Source organism: Alteromonas sp. 1_MG-2023, assembly GCF_030547075.1.
Classification (GTDB): Bacteria; Pseudomonadota; Gammaproteobacteria; order Enterobacterales; family Alteromonadaceae; genus Alteromonas.
Genome location: NZ_JAUOQH010000007.1, coordinates 1 through 16,747, shown reverse-complemented (window position 1 = coordinate 16,747; position 16,747 = coordinate 1). Strand labels below are relative to the sequence as shown.

The 16,747-nt window shown below is 44.2% G+C and carries 12 protein-coding genes; 1 reads left to right on the top strand and 11 read right to left on the bottom strand.

The genetic code is table 11. The features are described from left to right. Positions 1-49: 49 nt before the first annotated feature. The 5 genes from prpF to Q4561_RS09135 form a co-directional block, all read right to left on the bottom strand. A complete protein-coding gene (gene prpF, locus Q4561_RS09155) occupies positions 50-1,228 on the bottom strand; it encodes a 2-methylaconitate cis-trans isomerase PrpF (protein WP_303459450.1) in 1,179 nt (392 codons plus the stop codon). 331 nt (positions 1,229-1,559) lie between these two features. Continuing rightward, a complete protein-coding gene (gene acnD / locus Q4561_RS09150; RefSeq protein ID WP_303459787.1) occupies positions 1,560-4,151 on the bottom strand; it encodes a Fe/S-dependent 2-methylisocitrate dehydratase AcnD in 2,592 nt (863 codons plus the stop codon). Between the two features lie 27 nt (positions 4,152-4,178). Further along, positions 4,179-5,303, bottom strand: a complete 1,125-nt coding sequence (gene prpC / locus Q4561_RS09145; RefSeq protein ID WP_303459447.1) for a 2-methylcitrate synthase — start codon at positions 5,301-5,303, stop codon at positions 4,179-4,181. Positions 5,304-5,565: 262 nt separating this feature from the next. Beyond that, entirely contained in the window at positions 5,566-6,441 is an 876-nt protein-coding gene (prpB, locus tag Q4561_RS09140; RefSeq protein ID WP_303459444.1) for a methylisocitrate lyase, read from the bottom strand. Between the two features lie 23 nt (positions 6,442-6,464). Then, positions 6,465-7,133 carry a GntR family transcriptional regulator gene (locus Q4561_RS09135; RefSeq protein ID WP_303459785.1) on the bottom strand — a complete coding sequence of 223 codons (669 nt, stop codon included), beginning with the start codon at positions 7,131-7,133 and terminating at the stop codon, positions 6,465-6,467. 791 nt (positions 7,134-7,924) lie between these two features. Here Q4561_RS09135 and Q4561_RS09130 point away from each other — a divergent pair. Continuing rightward, positions 7,925-10,189: a TonB-dependent receptor gene (locus Q4561_RS09130; protein WP_303459443.1), complete on the top strand. Its 2,265-nt coding sequence runs from the start codon at positions 7,925-7,927 to the stop codon at positions 10,187-10,189. A 93-nt stretch (positions 10,190-10,282) separates the two neighbouring features. Here Q4561_RS09130 and Q4561_RS09125 read toward each other — a convergent pair whose 3' ends face one another. The 6 genes from Q4561_RS09125 to Q4561_RS09100 all read right to left on the bottom strand — a co-directional run bounded on the left by Q4561_RS09125 (position 10,283) and on the right by Q4561_RS09100 (position 16,349). Further along, on the bottom strand, positions 10,283-10,888 hold the full coding sequence (locus Q4561_RS09125; RefSeq protein WP_303459440.1) for a DNA-binding response regulator: 606 nt from the start codon (positions 10,886-10,888) through the stop codon (positions 10,283-10,285). A 35-nt stretch (positions 10,889-10,923) separates the two neighbouring features. Beyond that, positions 10,924-12,237 carry a sensor histidine kinase gene (locus Q4561_RS09120; RefSeq protein WP_303459438.1) on the bottom strand — a complete coding sequence of 438 codons (1,314 nt, stop codon included), beginning with the start codon at positions 12,235-12,237 and terminating at the stop codon, positions 10,924-10,926. A gap of 15 nt (positions 12,238-12,252) precedes the next feature. Further along, positions 12,253-12,582 carry a multidrug efflux SMR transporter gene (locus Q4561_RS09115; protein ID WP_303459435.1) on the bottom strand — a complete coding sequence of 110 codons (330 nt, stop codon included), beginning with the start codon at positions 12,580-12,582 and terminating at the stop codon, positions 12,253-12,255. Between the two features lie 141 nt (positions 12,583-12,723). After that, positions 12,724-13,401 carry a hypothetical protein gene (locus Q4561_RS09110; RefSeq protein ID WP_303459432.1) on the bottom strand — a complete coding sequence of 226 codons (678 nt, stop codon included), beginning with the start codon at positions 13,399-13,401 and terminating at the stop codon, positions 12,724-12,726. A gap of 334 nt (positions 13,402-13,735) precedes the next feature. After that, the gene (locus tag Q4561_RS09105; RefSeq protein ID WP_303459430.1) at positions 13,736-14,677 is read right to left on the bottom strand and encodes an alpha/beta fold hydrolase; all 942 of its coding nucleotides are present in this window, start codon (positions 14,675-14,677) and stop codon (positions 13,736-13,738) included. Between the two features lie 376 nt (positions 14,678-15,053). After that, entirely contained in the window at positions 15,054-16,349 is a 1,296-nt protein-coding gene (locus Q4561_RS09100) for a serine hydrolase (protein ID WP_303459427.1), read from the bottom strand. Positions 16,350-16,747: the final 398 nt, after the last annotated feature.

Sequence of the window (16,747 nt, the reverse complement as noted above, 5' to 3'; positions counted from 1 at the left end):
TATAGGGACTCAATACCGCTTTTAAATTTCATATACAGATAATCGTAGTTTAACTTTGCTCTTTTGGCACCCGCACCCAGCCTTCCATCAAAATCCGAGCGCTTCTGCTCATAACCGCTTGTTCAATGTTCCATTTATCATTTTCGAAGCTAGCTTTCGCACCTACACGCAAGGTGCCTGATGGGTGCCCGAAAACAACGGCTTCACGCTCTGTGCCGCCAGCCGCAAGGTTTACGAGTGTGCCAGGGATAGCAGCGGCTGCTGCAATGGCCACAGCGGCGGTGCCCATCATGGCGTGATGCAGCTTACCCATAGACATGGCGCGCACGAGTACATCAATGTCATTTCCCAAAATGTCTTTACCACTAGAAGCCTTATAGCCCTTAGGTGGCGCAACCATAGCTACCTTGGGGGTATGCTGGCGTGTGACTGCTTCTCCAATATCGTTAATTAGCCCCATTTTAACTGCGCCATAAGCACGAATAGCTTCAAACTTGGCTAGGGCGGCATCATCATTATTAATGTTATCTTGCAGTTCGGTACCCGTGTAGCCAATATCTTCAGCGTTAATGAAGATAGTAGGAATACCTGCGTTTATCATAGTGGCGCTGAAGGAGCCTACATCAGGCACTTCAAGAGTATCGACTAAACGGCCAGTAGGGAAAATCGCCCCTTCACCATCGGCTGGGTCGACAAAAGCCACTTCAACTTCAGCGGCTGGAAATGTCACCCCATCTAACTCAAAGTCGCCAGTTTCTTGCACTTCACCATTAGTAATAGGCACCTTGGCAATAATGGCTTTGTTGATATTAGCTTGCCAAATATTTACTACGGCAACGCCGTTGTCTGGAATTTTACTGGCATCGACCAACCCATTATTGATTGCAAATGCGCCCACAGCGGCAGTTAAGTTACCGCAGTTACCGCTCCAATCTACAAAAGGTTTGTCGATAGAGACTTGACCAAATAAGTAGTCAACATCGTAGCCGTCGCGCTCGCTTTTACTAATAAGCACGGTTTTGCTGGTGCTCGATGTAGCACCGCCCATGCCATCGGTTTGTTTACCGTAAGGATCTGGGCTGCCAATCACACGCAATAAAAGCGCATCTCGCGCCGGCCCAGGCTGCTGCGCCGCTTCGGGTAAATCAGATACGTTAAAGAACACACCTTTACTTGTACCACCACGCATATAAGTAGCCGGTACACGAATTTGAGGAGCATGCTTCATTGGTTATTCCTTTGTTGAATGGTGGCGATTATTGGTGGCAAAGATTGGTTACGATGATTGGTTGCTTATTTACTAACAGTGATAACGATTAAGCCCCGCTCAAAACACACCAATCCATACTGTAGTTAGAGAAGGGAAACATTTAAATCCTCAACAACCTCTAAATCCATCACCTAAATCCATCTTCTAATTAACGTTGTTGGAGGATGCAAAGGGGAAAGGTAATGTCGGTTCAGGGCCCTCGATTCGCATGGATGCGAATTGGGAGACTACAGGGACGTATTTACGGCGTGCCCTGTACCGACATTACTTTCCCCTGTCCCAGCGATAACTACGTAGCTTCAGCTTCTAAGAAGTCTTTGGCAAAACGCTGAAGTACACCGCCTGCGCTGTAAATCGATACCTCTTCTGCGGTATCTAAGCGACAGGTTACTGGTACGTCTAGAGTTTCACCATTGGCACGATTCACCACTAAGGTTAAAGTTGCACCCGGTGCAGGATCGCCTTTAACGTCGTAGGTTTCAGTGCCATCAAGCTCAAGCGTTTTGCGGGTTGTGCCCGGTTTAAACTCAAGGGGCAATACACCCATGCCAAGCAAGTTGGTACGGTGAATACGCTCGAAGCCTTCTGCGGCAATCACTTCAACCCCAGCTAAACGTACACCTTTGGCAGCCCAATCACGTGAAGAGCCCTGACCATAGTCTGCACCCGCCACAATAATCAGTGGCTGTCTGCGCTCCATGTAGGCTTCAATGGCTTCCCACATGCGAACCACTTTGCCTTCTGGCTCAATGCGAGCAAGCGAACCTTGCTTCACTTCGCCATTTTCAAGCACCATCTCGTTGAACACTTTCGGGTTCGCAAGGGTGGCGCGAAGCGCCGTTAAATGATCGCCCCTGTGGGTGGCATAAGAGTTAAAGTCTTCTTCTGGCAACCCCATTTTCGCCAAATACTCACCTGCTGCACTAGCTGCCATAATTGCGTTCGAGGGCGATAAATGATCGGTAGTAATATTGTCGCCTAATATAGCCAGCGGACGCATACCCGTCATGGTACGTTCAGCATCCATCGCGCCTTCCCAATAAGGTGGGCGGCGAATATAGGTGCTCATTTCACGCCAATCGTATAGCGGGCTAATGTCGCTGCCAGTATTCACTTTTAAGTCGAACATAGGCTCGTACACTTTACGAAAATGCTCTGGTTTTACGCTTTGCGCGACAATGGCATCAATCTCTTCATCGCTTGGCCAAATATCTTTAAGCGTGACCGGGTTACCGTCGTTATCAATACCTAGCACGTCTTTTTCAATATCAAACCGGACAGTGCCCGCAATAGCGTAGGCCACCACTAATGGCGGTGAGGCCAAAAAGGCTTGTTTCGCATACGGGTGAATACGGCCATCGAAGTTACGATTACCAGAAAGCACAGCTGTGGCGTATAAGTCGCGGTCTATAATTTCTTGCTGAATTTTGGGGTCTAGCGCGCCGCTCATACCGTTGCAGGTTGTGCAGGCAAAGGCCACTACACCAAAGCCTAACTGTTCTAGTTCGCCCATTAAATTGGCTTCTTCCAAATACAGTTTTACTGCTTTAGAACCAGGGGCTAGGGAACTTTTTACCCAAGGTTTACGGGTTAAACCACGTTGGTTTGCATTGCGAGCAATTAAGCCTGCGGCAATCACGTTACGAGGGTTAGATGTATTGGTACAACTGGTAATGGCAGCAATAATGACCGCGCCATCAGGCATTTTGCCTTCTTCTTGTTCCCATGCACTAGCAACACCGCGCTGCGCCAAATCGCTGGTGGCTAAACGGGCATGTGGATTCGATGGACCAGCCATGTTGCGACCTACAGAGGATAAATCGAAGGTGAGAACACGTTCGTACTCGGCACTGGCTAATGAATCTGCCCATAAACCGGTGTGCTTCGCGTACTGTTCAACCAACGCAATTTGCTTTTCTTCTCGGCCCGTTAAACGCAAATAATCGATGGTTTGCTGGTCAATGTAGAACATCGCCGCGGTAGCGCCGTATTCGGGGGTCATGTTTGAAATAGTGGCGCGATCGCCAAGGGTGAGGTGCGTAGTACCCTCGCCATAAAATTCCAAATAAGAAGACACCACGCGCTCTTTACGTAAGAACTCGGTAAGGGCCAATACAATATCGGTAGCAGTAATATTGGGCTGTGGCTTACCGGTAAGCTCAACACCTACAATGTCAGGAAGACGCATGTAAGAGGCGCGCCCTAGCATAACGCTTTCTGCTTCAAGGCCGCCTACACCAATAGCAATTACCCCTAATGCGTCAACATGAGGGGTATGGCTGTCGGTACCAACTAAAGTATCTGGAAAGGCTACACCATCGCGAGACTGAATAACCGGCGACATACGCTCTAAATTGATTTGGTGCATGATGCCGTTACCGGGCGGTATCACATCCACGTTTTTAAACGCTAATTTAGTCCAGTCGATAAAATGAAAACGGTCGTCGTTACGTCTGTCTTCAATAGCGCGGTTTTTTTCAAACGCGTCGGGTTCGAAACCCGCATGCTCAACGGCTAATGAGTGATCGACAATTAACTGAGTAGGCACGACTGGGTTTACTTTCGCCGGGTCGCCGCCTTTTGCGGCAATGGCATCTCGTAAACCGGCCAAGTCGACTAACGCGGTTTGCCCTAAAATATCGTGGCATACCACGCGGGCAGGAAACCACGGAAAATCCAAGTCGTTCTTGCGGTAAATAAACTGCTTGAGTGACTCGGTTAACGCGGCAGGGTTACAACGGCGCACTAAGTTTTCAGCAAATACACGAGAGGTGTAAGGAAGTTTGTCGTAGGCGCCAGGTTCAATGGCTTCCACTGCCTCGCGGGTATCGAAAAAATCGATTCCGGCGCCAGGCAAAGGTTTTCGGTATTCGTAATTCATATTACTCATGATTTTAAGCCTTAGTCATTAACTACGTTCAGACATAGGAGGTACGTCACGAATATCTTCACCGGTGTACTCCGCTGATGGGCGAATAATGCGGTTGTCAGCGCGCTGTTCCATCACGTGGGCAGCCCAGCCTGTTAGGCGAGACATTACGAATATAGGAGTAAACAACTTAGTAGGAATACCCATAAAGTTATAGGCTGATGCATGGAAGAAATCAGCGTTACAGAACAATTTCTTCTCACGCCACATCACTTCTTCACAGCGAACAGAAACAGGGTAAAGCACATCGTCACCCACATCGGCTGCAAGCTTTTCAGACCAGCCTTTAATAATCTCGTTACGTGGGTCAGACTCAGAATAAATAGCATGACCAAAGCCCATAATTTTGTCTTTACGGGCTAGCATAGCCATCATTTTTTCTTCAGCGTCGTCTGCCGATGTAAAGCCTTCAATCATTTCCATGGCTGCTTCGTTCGCGCCGCCATGTAATGGACCGCGAAGTGAGCCAATAGCACCAGTGACACATGAGTGCATGTCAGATAAGGTTGAGGCACACACGCGAGCGGTAAAAGTAGAGGCGTTGAATTCGTGCTCTGCGTACAAAATAAGTGAAACATGCATCACTTGTTCATGTAGCTCACGTGGTTTTTCGCCGTGTAGCATATGCAAGAAATGACCACCGATAGAATCGTCATCGGTTTCTACATCAATACGAACGCCATCGTGAGTAAAGCGATACCAATAACAGATAATGCTTGGGAAGCAGGCCAACATGCGGTCGGTAGCATGGGCCTGCTCACTGAAATCGTTTTCCATTTCAAGGTTACCCAACATAGAACAACCCGTACGAAGTACATCCATAGGATGGGCGTCTTTTGGAATACGCTCTAGTACATCTTTAAGGGCCTGAGGTAATCCGCGCATACCACGAAGTAAGGTTTTGTATTCATCTAACTCGGATTGGGTAGGTAATTTGCCTTTCAAAATAAGATAAGCCACCTCTTCAAATTGGCAACTGGCTGCTAAATCTTTTACATCGTAACCACGGTATGTCAGGCCAGAACCTGATACGCCGACAGTAGACAGTGCTGTTTTTCCTGCAACTTGGCCGCGTAATCCCGCGCCACTTAATTGTTTAGCCATCTTGTTGTCTCCGGTCTTGTGTATGTAAGGTACAAAAGTTTGTTTAGTTTTCTAATTCAACAATCGATATCAACAATCGCTGTTTTTAACAAAATATTACTCGTTACAAATTGTCGCTCGAGGCCGCGGATGTGGAGGCAGGGAATACGAGCGCTGCCCCTCCGAGGCATGGATGCCGAGGCGGAGCCCCCATGGATGGGTTTACGGCGTGGCAGCGCCGTATCCCTGCCTCCTCAGCCAAAGCGGCTTCAGCCGCCAGCCGTTAGCCTTTGCCTTTGGCGAACAGTTCGTCGAGCTTTTGCTCGTAGTCGTGGTAGCCAAGGTAATCGTATAAGTCCATGCGAGTTTGCATGGTGTCGACAACGGCCTTTTGATCGCCATTATCAAGTATTGATTGGTAGACGTTTTCAGCAGCTTTGTTCATGGCGCGGAATGCGCTTAGTGGATAAAGCACCATCGCGGCACCCCATTCGCCAAGTTGCTTTTTGTTCCATAGTTCGGTTTGTCCAAACTCGGTAATATTGGCAAGAATAGGTACGTCTAACGCTTCTGAAAATGCGCGGTAATGCTCTTCAGTTTTTACTGCTTCTGCGAATATGCCATCAGCGCCTGCTGCTACATAAGCTTTGGCACGTTCAATGGCTTTTTCTAACCCTTCTTGTGCGAAAGAATCAGTACGGGCCATAATGAAAAAGTCGGGGTCTGTTCTAGCATCTACCGCGGCTTTAATGCGGTCGACCATTTCTTCAGTGCTCACAATTTCTTTGTTAGGGCGATGACCGCAACGCTTTTGCGCTACCTGATCTTCCATATGTACAGCCGCTGCGCCTGCTTTTTCCATATCGCGAATGGTTTTTGCAATATTAAATGCGCCGCCCCAGCCCGTGTCTATATCTACCAATAACGGCAAATCACAAGCTGATGTGATGCGTTGTACATCAACAATCACGTCGTTAAGTGATGTCATGCCCAAATCGGGTAAACCGTATGAAGCATTTGCAACGCCGCCACCTGAGAGGTATATCGCTTTGTGGCCGATAGATTTTGCCATCATGGCGGTATAGGCATTAATGGTGCCTAATATTTGCAGTGGCTTATTGTCGGCCAGTGCTTGTCTGAATTTCTTTCCTGCACTCATAAATAACACTCTCTGGTTTCAAATTAGGTTGGTGTGGGACTAAGTTTGTTTTCAATATTGTTCTTTGAATAAAGAATATGGCGGCGCATTAGCATTTCGGCTAGCTCTTCATCGCGATTCGCAATAGCATTCACAATGTGTCTATGTTCATCAAAAGCAGTGCTAACCCGAGGGCCGGCCATACCGAGTTGAACGCGATACATGCGTACAAGATGATATAGCCCATCTATTAATACGCTAATCAGATGGCTATTTTTACTACCAGTAACAATGCGGTAATGAAAATCTACATCCCCCGCTTCTTGGTAATAAAGCTGTGCATCTTTAACTGTGTTGAAATGGGAATCTAGCAGCCCTTGCAACGAGACAATTTCTTCATCGTTCATATGCCTAGCGGCAAGACGTGCAGCCATACCTTCTAACGCTTCTCGCACTTGGTAAAGCTGAATGAGCCCTTCTGGCGTGAGGGAGACGACTTTTGCGCCTACATTGGCTTTGCGTTCAACCAAGTGGCACGCAGTGAGTCGATTAATACCTTCGCGAATAACGGCACGGCTAACCTCGTATTTTGTCGACAACTCGGTTTCACTAAGTTTAGAGCCAGCAAGGATAGCGCCTTCCACTATATCGTTGCGCAGTTGGTAAAAAGTACGATCTGCGTTAGTTATGGGCTTTTCAACATCTAATTGAATCGACAATGAACATATCTCTATAAACTCTATTGTCGACAATTTAGGCCTTTTTTCTGGCTGGGTCAACCAAATTGGGGTTATATTGTCGACAAAGTAGTGGTGATAAATTAATAACACAAGAAACTGAATGAGAGGAAATAAGGCGGGACGGTAATAAACACAGCTTATATTGAAACGGTATTGGTAACTTGTTTAAAATATCCAATTTCTTTTGGCAAGAGATTTTCACAAGGAGGGTTATTTCTGCTGCGAGATAGACATATTTGCATGTAATAAGTTGGGTATATCGCAAACAAACTTGACTTAATCCTTACAATTTCAATAAAAATAATTGTCTATTTGGTCAACAATTTTTACCAATTTTAGGTTGTTTTTCATCCTTTTTGTTTTGTTGTTAAGCATCTGAATTATATTGTTTTTATAGGCTTGGGATAATTCATTTTTCAATGCTTTGTATGTTAACCATTCAGTCAGATTTTAAAGAGTCATTTTAATAAAAGTGCAATATTTAGCTATGCAAGCCAAAAGGAAGCCAGTATTATATTTTTCCAGTCTTCAAGCCAAAACTCCAGTCGTGAGTAGATGGGGGCTGGTAGGGTAGAGAAAGTGACATTTAAAACCAGTAGGGATACACGCCACTTTCATCAAGGATATCCATAAATCAGCTAAATGTTACGCTTCGTAACGCCCTCTATTTGTGAGTCAATTGGTTTTCAACGTTCCAAAGAGAATGTGAAGCGGCCTAAAACAATAAACTTTCGACACTAAACACTCTCGCAAAGGGGTTACACATGATCACCAATACTGACGTGTCTAAGACACTAGCCAGTAGGCTTTCGCCTGTCGCTTTGGCAGTCGCACTAACTATTCCCGCTGTATCACATTCTGCATTTGCTCAAGAAGCTGAAGCTACTGAAGAGCAACAGTTTGAAGCTATTACCGTTACTGCGACTAAGCGTCCCCAAGTTATCTATGAAGTACCAATTGCAATCAGTGCATTTGACGGTGATATGCTGGCTGAACAAGGTATTACTGACTTAACAGATGTGGGTAAGTTTGTTCCGAACTTAAACGTAACAGGCTTCTCAGCAGGTCACACTTCCTCTGTAAATCCTTTCATTCGTGGTATTGGTCTTCAAGATCACCTTATCACTACTGATCCAGGTGTGAGCGTGTATGTGGATGGCGTGTATTTAGGCCGCCAAGTAGGTCAAAACTGGAGCTTGAATAACATCGAGCGTATTGAGGTGCTTCGTGGTCCTCAAGGTACGCTATATGGTCGTAACTCAATTGGTGGTGCTATTAACATCATTACTAAAGAGCCAGATCAAGGCGATGTGACCAAAGTAAATGCAGAGTTTGGTACTCGTGGTCGTGTTAAAACTGATTTGTTCGTGAACCATGCATTATCTGACACCTTAGCTTTCAACATGAACCTAGCGTACAACACCCGTGATGGTTTGGGCGAGTTCATTAACGTACCTAACGCAGAGTATGATGTTGGTGAAACAGAAGATATTTCAGGTCGTATCTCGGTAAAATGGGAACCGTCTGATGATTTCCGTATGGTATTAACTGCCGATGCCAACAATGGTGATGGTGGTTTACGTCCATACACAGTGCTTATTGATGAAATACCTGAAGGACGTTTTTATGCAGGTACAAACGGCCTGGCGGTAGCACTTAGAAATACCGATGTTACCCCAGAAGGGTATGATATTTACGATAATGCAACAGGCACACCAGAAGTGACTAGCGTTTCGAATGAAGCTCGCGGTGTGTCTTTAACTACCGAGTGGGATATTAGCGACGATTACACCGCCAAAGTGGTTGCTAGCCGCCGTACTTCTAAGTACAAAGCGGGTCTTGATGATGACGGTACTATTTACTCGTTAGATCATTACCCAGAGCGCGGTGAAGCAGACCAAACATCAATTGAAGTTCAACTGAATGGTTATATCAATGAGTACACTGACTTTGTAGCTGGCCTTTATTACTTCAACGAAGAAGGTAGTAACCGTCAAGGTAGCGATTCAAGTTTCGATGGCGGTGGCAACACCCTTCAACTAGACCAAGAAACGACAAGTAAAGCGGTATACTTTAACCTTCGCCGAGATTTAACCGACGAATTGAGTGTATCGGGTGGTATTCGTTACACTGAAGATGAAAAAGACGCGTCTGCAAACGTATTTGATGTCCTTGGTACTGTATTCGACTCAAATGAGTGGGACGAGGTAACGTGGGAACTGGCAACCAACTATACATTTGAAAATGGTATGACAGGTTATGCCACTATTCAAAATGGTTATCAATCTGGTCAATATCCAGCACGTCCTTATTGCCTATTTAATGATTTCTTTGGGGCAGGTGGCTTTGATGATTTAGATGCAACAATTGCTGCAGTGAATGCGAGTAACTGTTTTGTATCCTCTGACAATATTACCGCGGTGAATTACGAAGTGGGCCTTAAAGGTCGTGTAAATGAATACTTTGACGTGAGCATTGCAGTATTTAACACTGAGTTTGAAGATTTACCATACCAAGTAAGCCAAGTGAGTGAAGGTGGTTTTGATACGGCTAACTTAGTGGTTGAACAAACCTCACGTGGTATCGAGCTAGACACTACGTTGAATGTAGGCAACTTCAGCATGCTAACCAGCATTGGTTACATGGATGTTGAAGTAGATGAGCAAGACGGTTTTAATCCTGTTGCGCCATTAACGCCTGATTTAACGTTTGCGATTGGCCCGTCATATACCTTCGACCTTGAAGGTGGCGATAAAATTCGCGCACGTGTCGACTATTCATACCGCGCAGAAATGTACGGTGAGCCTAGCTCAGAGCCTACTCGTATGACACAGATTGATAGCCGTGGATTAGTTAACTTCGACGTGGCGTACACGCCCGCAGATGAAGGTTATACAGTTGCTTTATATGGCCGTAACATTTTTGATGAGCGTTATGACAATGCTCGCTTAAACGCTGGTGATTATATTATCCAAGTATTAAGTAATGACGCGAGTGAGTTTGGCGTACGTTTCTCCACTGAGTTTTAATTAACGAATTGAGTAAGCTAAAAAGCTTAAACGAAAAAAGATCAACGCTGCATTTGTACTAAATGCAGCGGATATAGACAAACAAAGGCTGGTTTATAACCAGCCTTTTTGTTTTGCGATTCTGGCTGCGTCTACACGGTTTGTTGCATCAAGTTTTGCTATAGCTTCAGATAAATAATTACGCACAGTACCTTCAGACAAAAATAGTGTTTTCGCGATATCTTGGGTTTTTAATCCATCACCTGCGAGCTTTAACGCTTTACTTTCTTTTGCCGAAAGCGGGTTACTGTCATCCAGCGCCATTAAAGCAAGTTCAGGGCTAATAACTCTTTCACCTTTTGCTATTTTTTGTAGCGCATTCACTAGGTACTCACTGTCAGCCTCTTTTAGAATAAATCCTTTTGCGCCCAATGCCAGCGCTCGCTTTATATAGCCAGGCTTGGAGAATGTGGTCATTACCACCACTTTGCTGCTGATAGATAAGGCGTTTAGCCTTTCTGCCAAATCTAGCCCCGATACTAAGGGCATTTCAATGTCGGTAAGAATAATGTCGGGGGCATCGTTCGCGCCAAGCCAATCTAATGCTTCTTGTCCATTGGCGCATTTTTCGCTTATTTCAAAGTCGTCTTCTAACGACAATAAGGTCGCGATAGCGTCACGCACTAAAGATTGGTCTTCTACCACTAAAATTCGATTCATTGCTGGTTACTCGATATTAAATTAGTCATTTTTATCTATATGCATATGTACTCTTCGCTCGGCTGGCTATTATTATGTTTAGCAAGTAGCGGTAATTGAAGTGTGAGCACCGTGGGGGAGCCCCACTGAAACTCCACAGAGGCATTGATTAGTTCAGCCCGCTCACGTATTCCTTGAACGCCGTTGCCCTCTGCTTGGCAGTGGCTGTTGCCATTATCAGCAATAACGAGGTTCAGCATATCGTTTGTACATTGAAGTGTAAGCGTTACTTGATTACCCTTGCTATGGCGCAAAATATTCGTGGTCGCTTCTTTTACAATTAACGACATTTGTGTTTCTTGAAGGGGAGTAAGGTGAGTGAAGTTACTCTCGTCTACATTGTTTACTTCATTGTTAACTATGTCGCCAACGTCATCACTAGCTTCACTACTAATTACATCACTCACCACATCGCTCACCACCTCAAAACCTTGCTCAGACAATTTTGCCATGTTTTTAGCTATTTCTTGACGCAAGGGTAGGTGTTTAATGCCACTTACGGTTTGCCTAATCTCACTGAGCAATTGCTGAGAAAGCTGAGCCAATGCTTTTACTTCTGCTTGGGCTTCAGCGGTGCGGCCCTTGGTTAGTAGCTTGTCGGCCACTTGAGCTTTCAACGAAATACTGCTTAGTGCATGGCCAGCTACATCATGAAGATCACGGCCTATGCGTTCCCGTTCAGCAATGGCACTTAAGGTGCCCAATGCGGCAGCGTGTTTCGCTTCCTTTTGTTGGAAAAGGGTTTCTTTGCGTTCCATTACGCCAAAACCAAACAGCACAGCAATGTTTACCCCTGCGGCGAGGAAGAAAAACAAACCGGTAGGGTACAAAAATACTTTCATGAAAATAAGCGATGCAGATACTGCAAGTAACAAAATAATGCCGATACTGAAGCGATAATAGTAGCCGACAATAAAGTTAACAAAGCCAAAAATCACCGTGCCACCTGGATTAACCAAGCTGGTGGTATAGGCTAAAAAAATCATTAGCGTCAGGTAATAAGGTAGGCGATTTACAGGTTGATTTACACTCAGTACGTAAAGAAAAACAAAGGTGACAAAACCCGTAACAATAAGCGCCATTACCGAATTGGAGGGCGCGTCTTGCATAAATAGCATTGGCACAAAATAAAACAGTGAAAAGACCAGAGAACTGTAAGACCACTTCTTTTTACGACCATCCGCCAGCAAAGGTAATGTTGGTGATTGTAGATTAGCAGAGGTTTCGCCAGCGTTGAAACCTGCACCGCTAGTGTTAATACCTGTGCCGCTAGTGGCCTTATCGCTGTTTTTTATTGAATTGCTATTCATCTAGGTATTTCGTCCTTATTGAAATACAACGGTAGACTTGCTGGTGATAAGCAAAGTACCTGAAACAATTAATATAATACCCATTGCAGCATATAAGTCGAAAGTTTGTTTCCATAAGACTACAGAGGCTGCGGTGATAAGAGCGATCCCCATTCCAGACCATATGGCATAAGCAACACCTACCCCCATATGCTTGAGCACAGTGGCAAATAAAATACCTGATACGGTATAAAGCGCGATGGCGCCATAGCCGAAGTACCATTTTTCCCATCCATCTGAGGCTTTCAATGAAAGTGTTGCTGCTACTTCTGTCACAATCGCTAGCGCGAGTAATAAGTAAGTCATGTTTTTTCTCCGGTATAAGTCTTAGGTCGTTTAGCTGTTTCGGCTGATTGATTTTTTGTTCGCTAAAACGGTTTTACTTTGAAAAGCTTTAGTTTGAAAAAGCCATAGGTTTATGGCGACTTTCTTTAATACTACTTCTTTTTAAAATGAAGCTAGCGACGTTTTAGTGGCAACCTTTGGATTAGCCCGTGAAGTAGAGCCAGTGTCAGTGGCAGAGGTATTAGTAGCACCTGTTGCAGTACCGTCAACGGCGTTTGAAGTGGCAAGTTTAATGTTCTGGTATCTAGACTCTAGAGTAACGAGTGAGAGCAAGTACACCGCAACAATAACAGCTGATATGGCTTCAATCCGGGCTTCTGGGAATACATACCAGGCAATGAGAATGCCCAGGGTACGGGCAATAGTGTGAAAGTAGCCAACCCAGTGTTGGATAGCCCATGATAGGGGCATCCACATGAGTCCTGTAAGTATGCCAATACTCAGTGGAAGCGTAGTATGGTCGATGGCCGCAATAGGAAGTGCGATGGCAAATACCAGTAAGGCCATGGCGGTACCCACGAAAAACAAGGTATCGAACTCGGTATTTTGGCGTTCTTTAGAAAAGAAACGTTCGCCAGTTAAGTAGGAAAGCCCTGACCCAATGTAAAAAATAGCGCCCGTTCCAAGGTAGAGCATCCAGGTTTGAATCACCTCGGTGAAAAAGGGCGATGCACAACCAATCGCCGCCCAAACCAGAGTGCCAGCCAGTGGCATAGCGATAAAGCGGCGTTGTTTCATAATGTCGCGTTGCTGTTCTAGCGTTAGTGTTTGTGTTTTCATCACGATGCCTTTTTAGTTGATAAATAAAAGTGCGTAAGCAGTGATGAAAGTATGTAATGCGGGGCGGGTTTTAGTTAGTCACAAAGGTAAGTAAAGTAACATGACATTTGTCATGAATAAAATGTGGGTTCGGGTACCGTTTGATGGTCGGCTATAGACAAACAGCGGATGTTCCCAGTGTTGTCCTAGCACTTCGCGTTTGTGCCATAAGGGGCCGTTCGAGAGTGAGTTTCAAATGCGAGCTGTGTTACAATAAGCGGACCTAAGCTTGCAATGAAAATGCGTGTAGAACCTTTCAGCTTTCCTTGAGCATTTACGCTTTAATCGGATAGCGTCACTCAACTGCAATGAGAATTTGATTCACTAAATACTCAGGATTATCTTGAGGAATATTATGTGACGCCTTGGGTACTGTTGCAAAAATTGAATTGGTCGATAACGCCGCTAATTCGCTTTGTAATTTATGCCATATTCTATTCGCTTGCTCCCATCTTTCCGTTGCAGGGTATGTTTGTGGGTCATGCTCTAAGACAACTAATTCAACATCATTTAAGTCAATGTTTGAATTCTTTAAAGGTGTGAAAAAGCCCCCCAGTTCAACGTAATTATTCAGGACGTTACTATATTTCTTAGATGCAAAATAATTCCGCACTCTGTCGTGTTCATCGCTTCCTTCTCGATTAAACATGTTTTTAATTTTTGATAAACCAAATAAGGCATCCAAATATGTTGCGCGTGCCACGCTTTGAGGGATTGGAGGAAGTAGTTCTCCCAACATAGCATGCTGGTTTTCATGTGCTGAATCTACAAGGATAAGTGTCTTGATTGGTATTGAATAATCGGAGATAGCTCGCCTTGCAATTACACCACCATAAGAATGAGCAACAAGAATTACAGGCTTTCCTTCACTTACCAATTCAATCAATTCTGATAATACTTGCGCTTTTTGCTGTAATGAAAATGAAACCCCGAAATCGTCCGACCAGCCGTAACCAAGTCTGTCATACCAACACGACTTCGCTCTATCAGATACTTGCTCAGAAATAGCACCCCACGTATTCAAGCTATCAGAACCAAACCCAGTTTCGAATATTACGATGTTTGGTCCTTCGCCTATACAACGGTAATGGACATTTTTACCTTCGTGCACAAAAAATTCACCTACAGCATCTGGCTTGCTTACGGTTATTTCGGCAGTAACTCTTAACACTGTGTACAGCAGAGCAATTAAACCGATAATTATAAAACTATACTTATAGATGGACTTAAGTTTCAAAATACATTCCTTTGTTATTTTTGGATTATATAAGCACATAATTAATTAGTGTTGAAGTGCGTCGAGTTATTTTAGGTCGGTAAGTCCGCTTTTGTTCGTATTCACGGTCAATCATTCATACGTCTGCTTCTCGCTCATTGTCGCCAACAAATGTGCAATTAGCCAACGACCGCTTCACGTACCGAGCTGTCAAACAGCCTCAGAGGCACCTTAAGACAAACAGCAGACGTTCAGGATGAAGATAATGGACTATTCATTAAATAAACGAATGCAAAATCATGTAAGCCGTTAAATCCCAAAACAAAAGCCGGAGTGCAGTTTGTTGACAGATAAGCAATGGCAGTGCTGAGCCAGAAATACCGTGCACTCAGTCAACTTAAGTATCATTATGACCATAATTATCACTCACGTAATCGCTTTCAAAATTAGCTTTGATTGCTAAAGATTGACTGAATGTCTTTTTCGCGGTTTTCCCATCCCCTTTAGATAGATAGGCAAAGGCTAAACTGTCGTATACCTGCGGTGCATCGGGAAAGAGTGTAACTAAATAATCGAACATATCAAATGCCTCCTCAAATGAATCTGCTCTAAGAAGTTCCATTCCAAGTTCATTGACGGTTCGGCCAATAAATCGACTATAGCCTTTATCGGCGTAAGCTTGTTTGAAATGCTTGGTAAACTCTTGTTTACCTTCGGCTTTGTAGTATTCAAATGCAAAATTCTTTTCCAATTGCCTTACCGACTCATACTCTCCATTTTTGATAAACGAGAGTATTCGACCAGAAATGAGTTCAGCTACCAAGTTGTCACTATTTGCGAGAACAACAATTTGATAACCGTTAGTTAAATCAATTTCGACGGCGGCACTGACGCCAAGTCCACCACCATATGCCCCCCAATGTGAACCATCCATAGCGAATACTTTGCGATTAATAGGGTCTGAGTTTTGTAATAGTTTATCGGTGTAAAAGAGTGCTTGATAAAATCGGTGAACGTCTCTCACAGTTGACTCAATACCACCGTCTGAACTTGGATGCTCAACAACACCCACTTCACTCAAGGTACTGTCGTATTTATAAGTATATTTTACCGACTGGTGATCGTGCGAATTGGAAGGTTCGAATGTGGTCGCTGTCATTTCCGCCGGTAAGAATATTTTATTTTCTAGTAGTTCTTCGAACGGTTTACCCGTCACTCTTTCAAGAATCTTACCTAATACAATATATCCGTAGTTCGAATATTGATTGTCAGAGCCGGGTTTAAATAGAAGGGGGCGATCAATTAATACACTCAGCTTCTTATCGATAGTATCGAATGCAAGAGGGTTTTCCCGATATTCTGCGACAAAGATATCGTCAAAACCAGCGCTGTGATTAAGTAGTTGTTCGATTGTTATTTTGTCAGCAAAAGACTGTTTGAAGCCCAAATCAAAGGAAATTAGCTTGCTATTTAACCTAATCTTCCCATCTTCGATTTGTTGTAATACCAACACTTTAGTGAAGTCTTTCATGATCGAGCCAAGGTTAAACCGAGTTTGCCCTGTGTTCTTTATTTTTTCTTGAATGTTCTGAAATCCATAAGACGATATAAATATTTCTCTATCATCTTGTATTACCAACACACTTCCGGAAAACCACCCAATATCATGATATTGCGTTGCAATGTCGTGCACGATTGCGGGAAGATTCGTAGACTTTGCACTTTGTTTATTTTCGTCACCAAAAGCAAAAGTGCAAAAGGAAAAAAATAGGATAAAAACTAAAGTTGATTTCTGAATCATGTGGTTGACGCTCCGCTGTCATGTTTGTTTTTACCTACGCGTTACATTAGCACCGTTCTTTTATAAAGAGAAATTTGATGTATTATCTTCTGGATAATTGTGTTTGGAAACATTAGCTTATGCTTTTAACTTTGTTTTTAAGATATCCCGCCCCAGTCTCAAACCGGCTAAGGATTGCTAAGAAATCAAAGGTGGTGAACGTCGGATTAACGTCTTGAGTTCAATTGGTGAGCGCAACGCTATCCTTATTTAAGGAGGAATGTTGCCATGAAACAAAGAAAACGTATCTA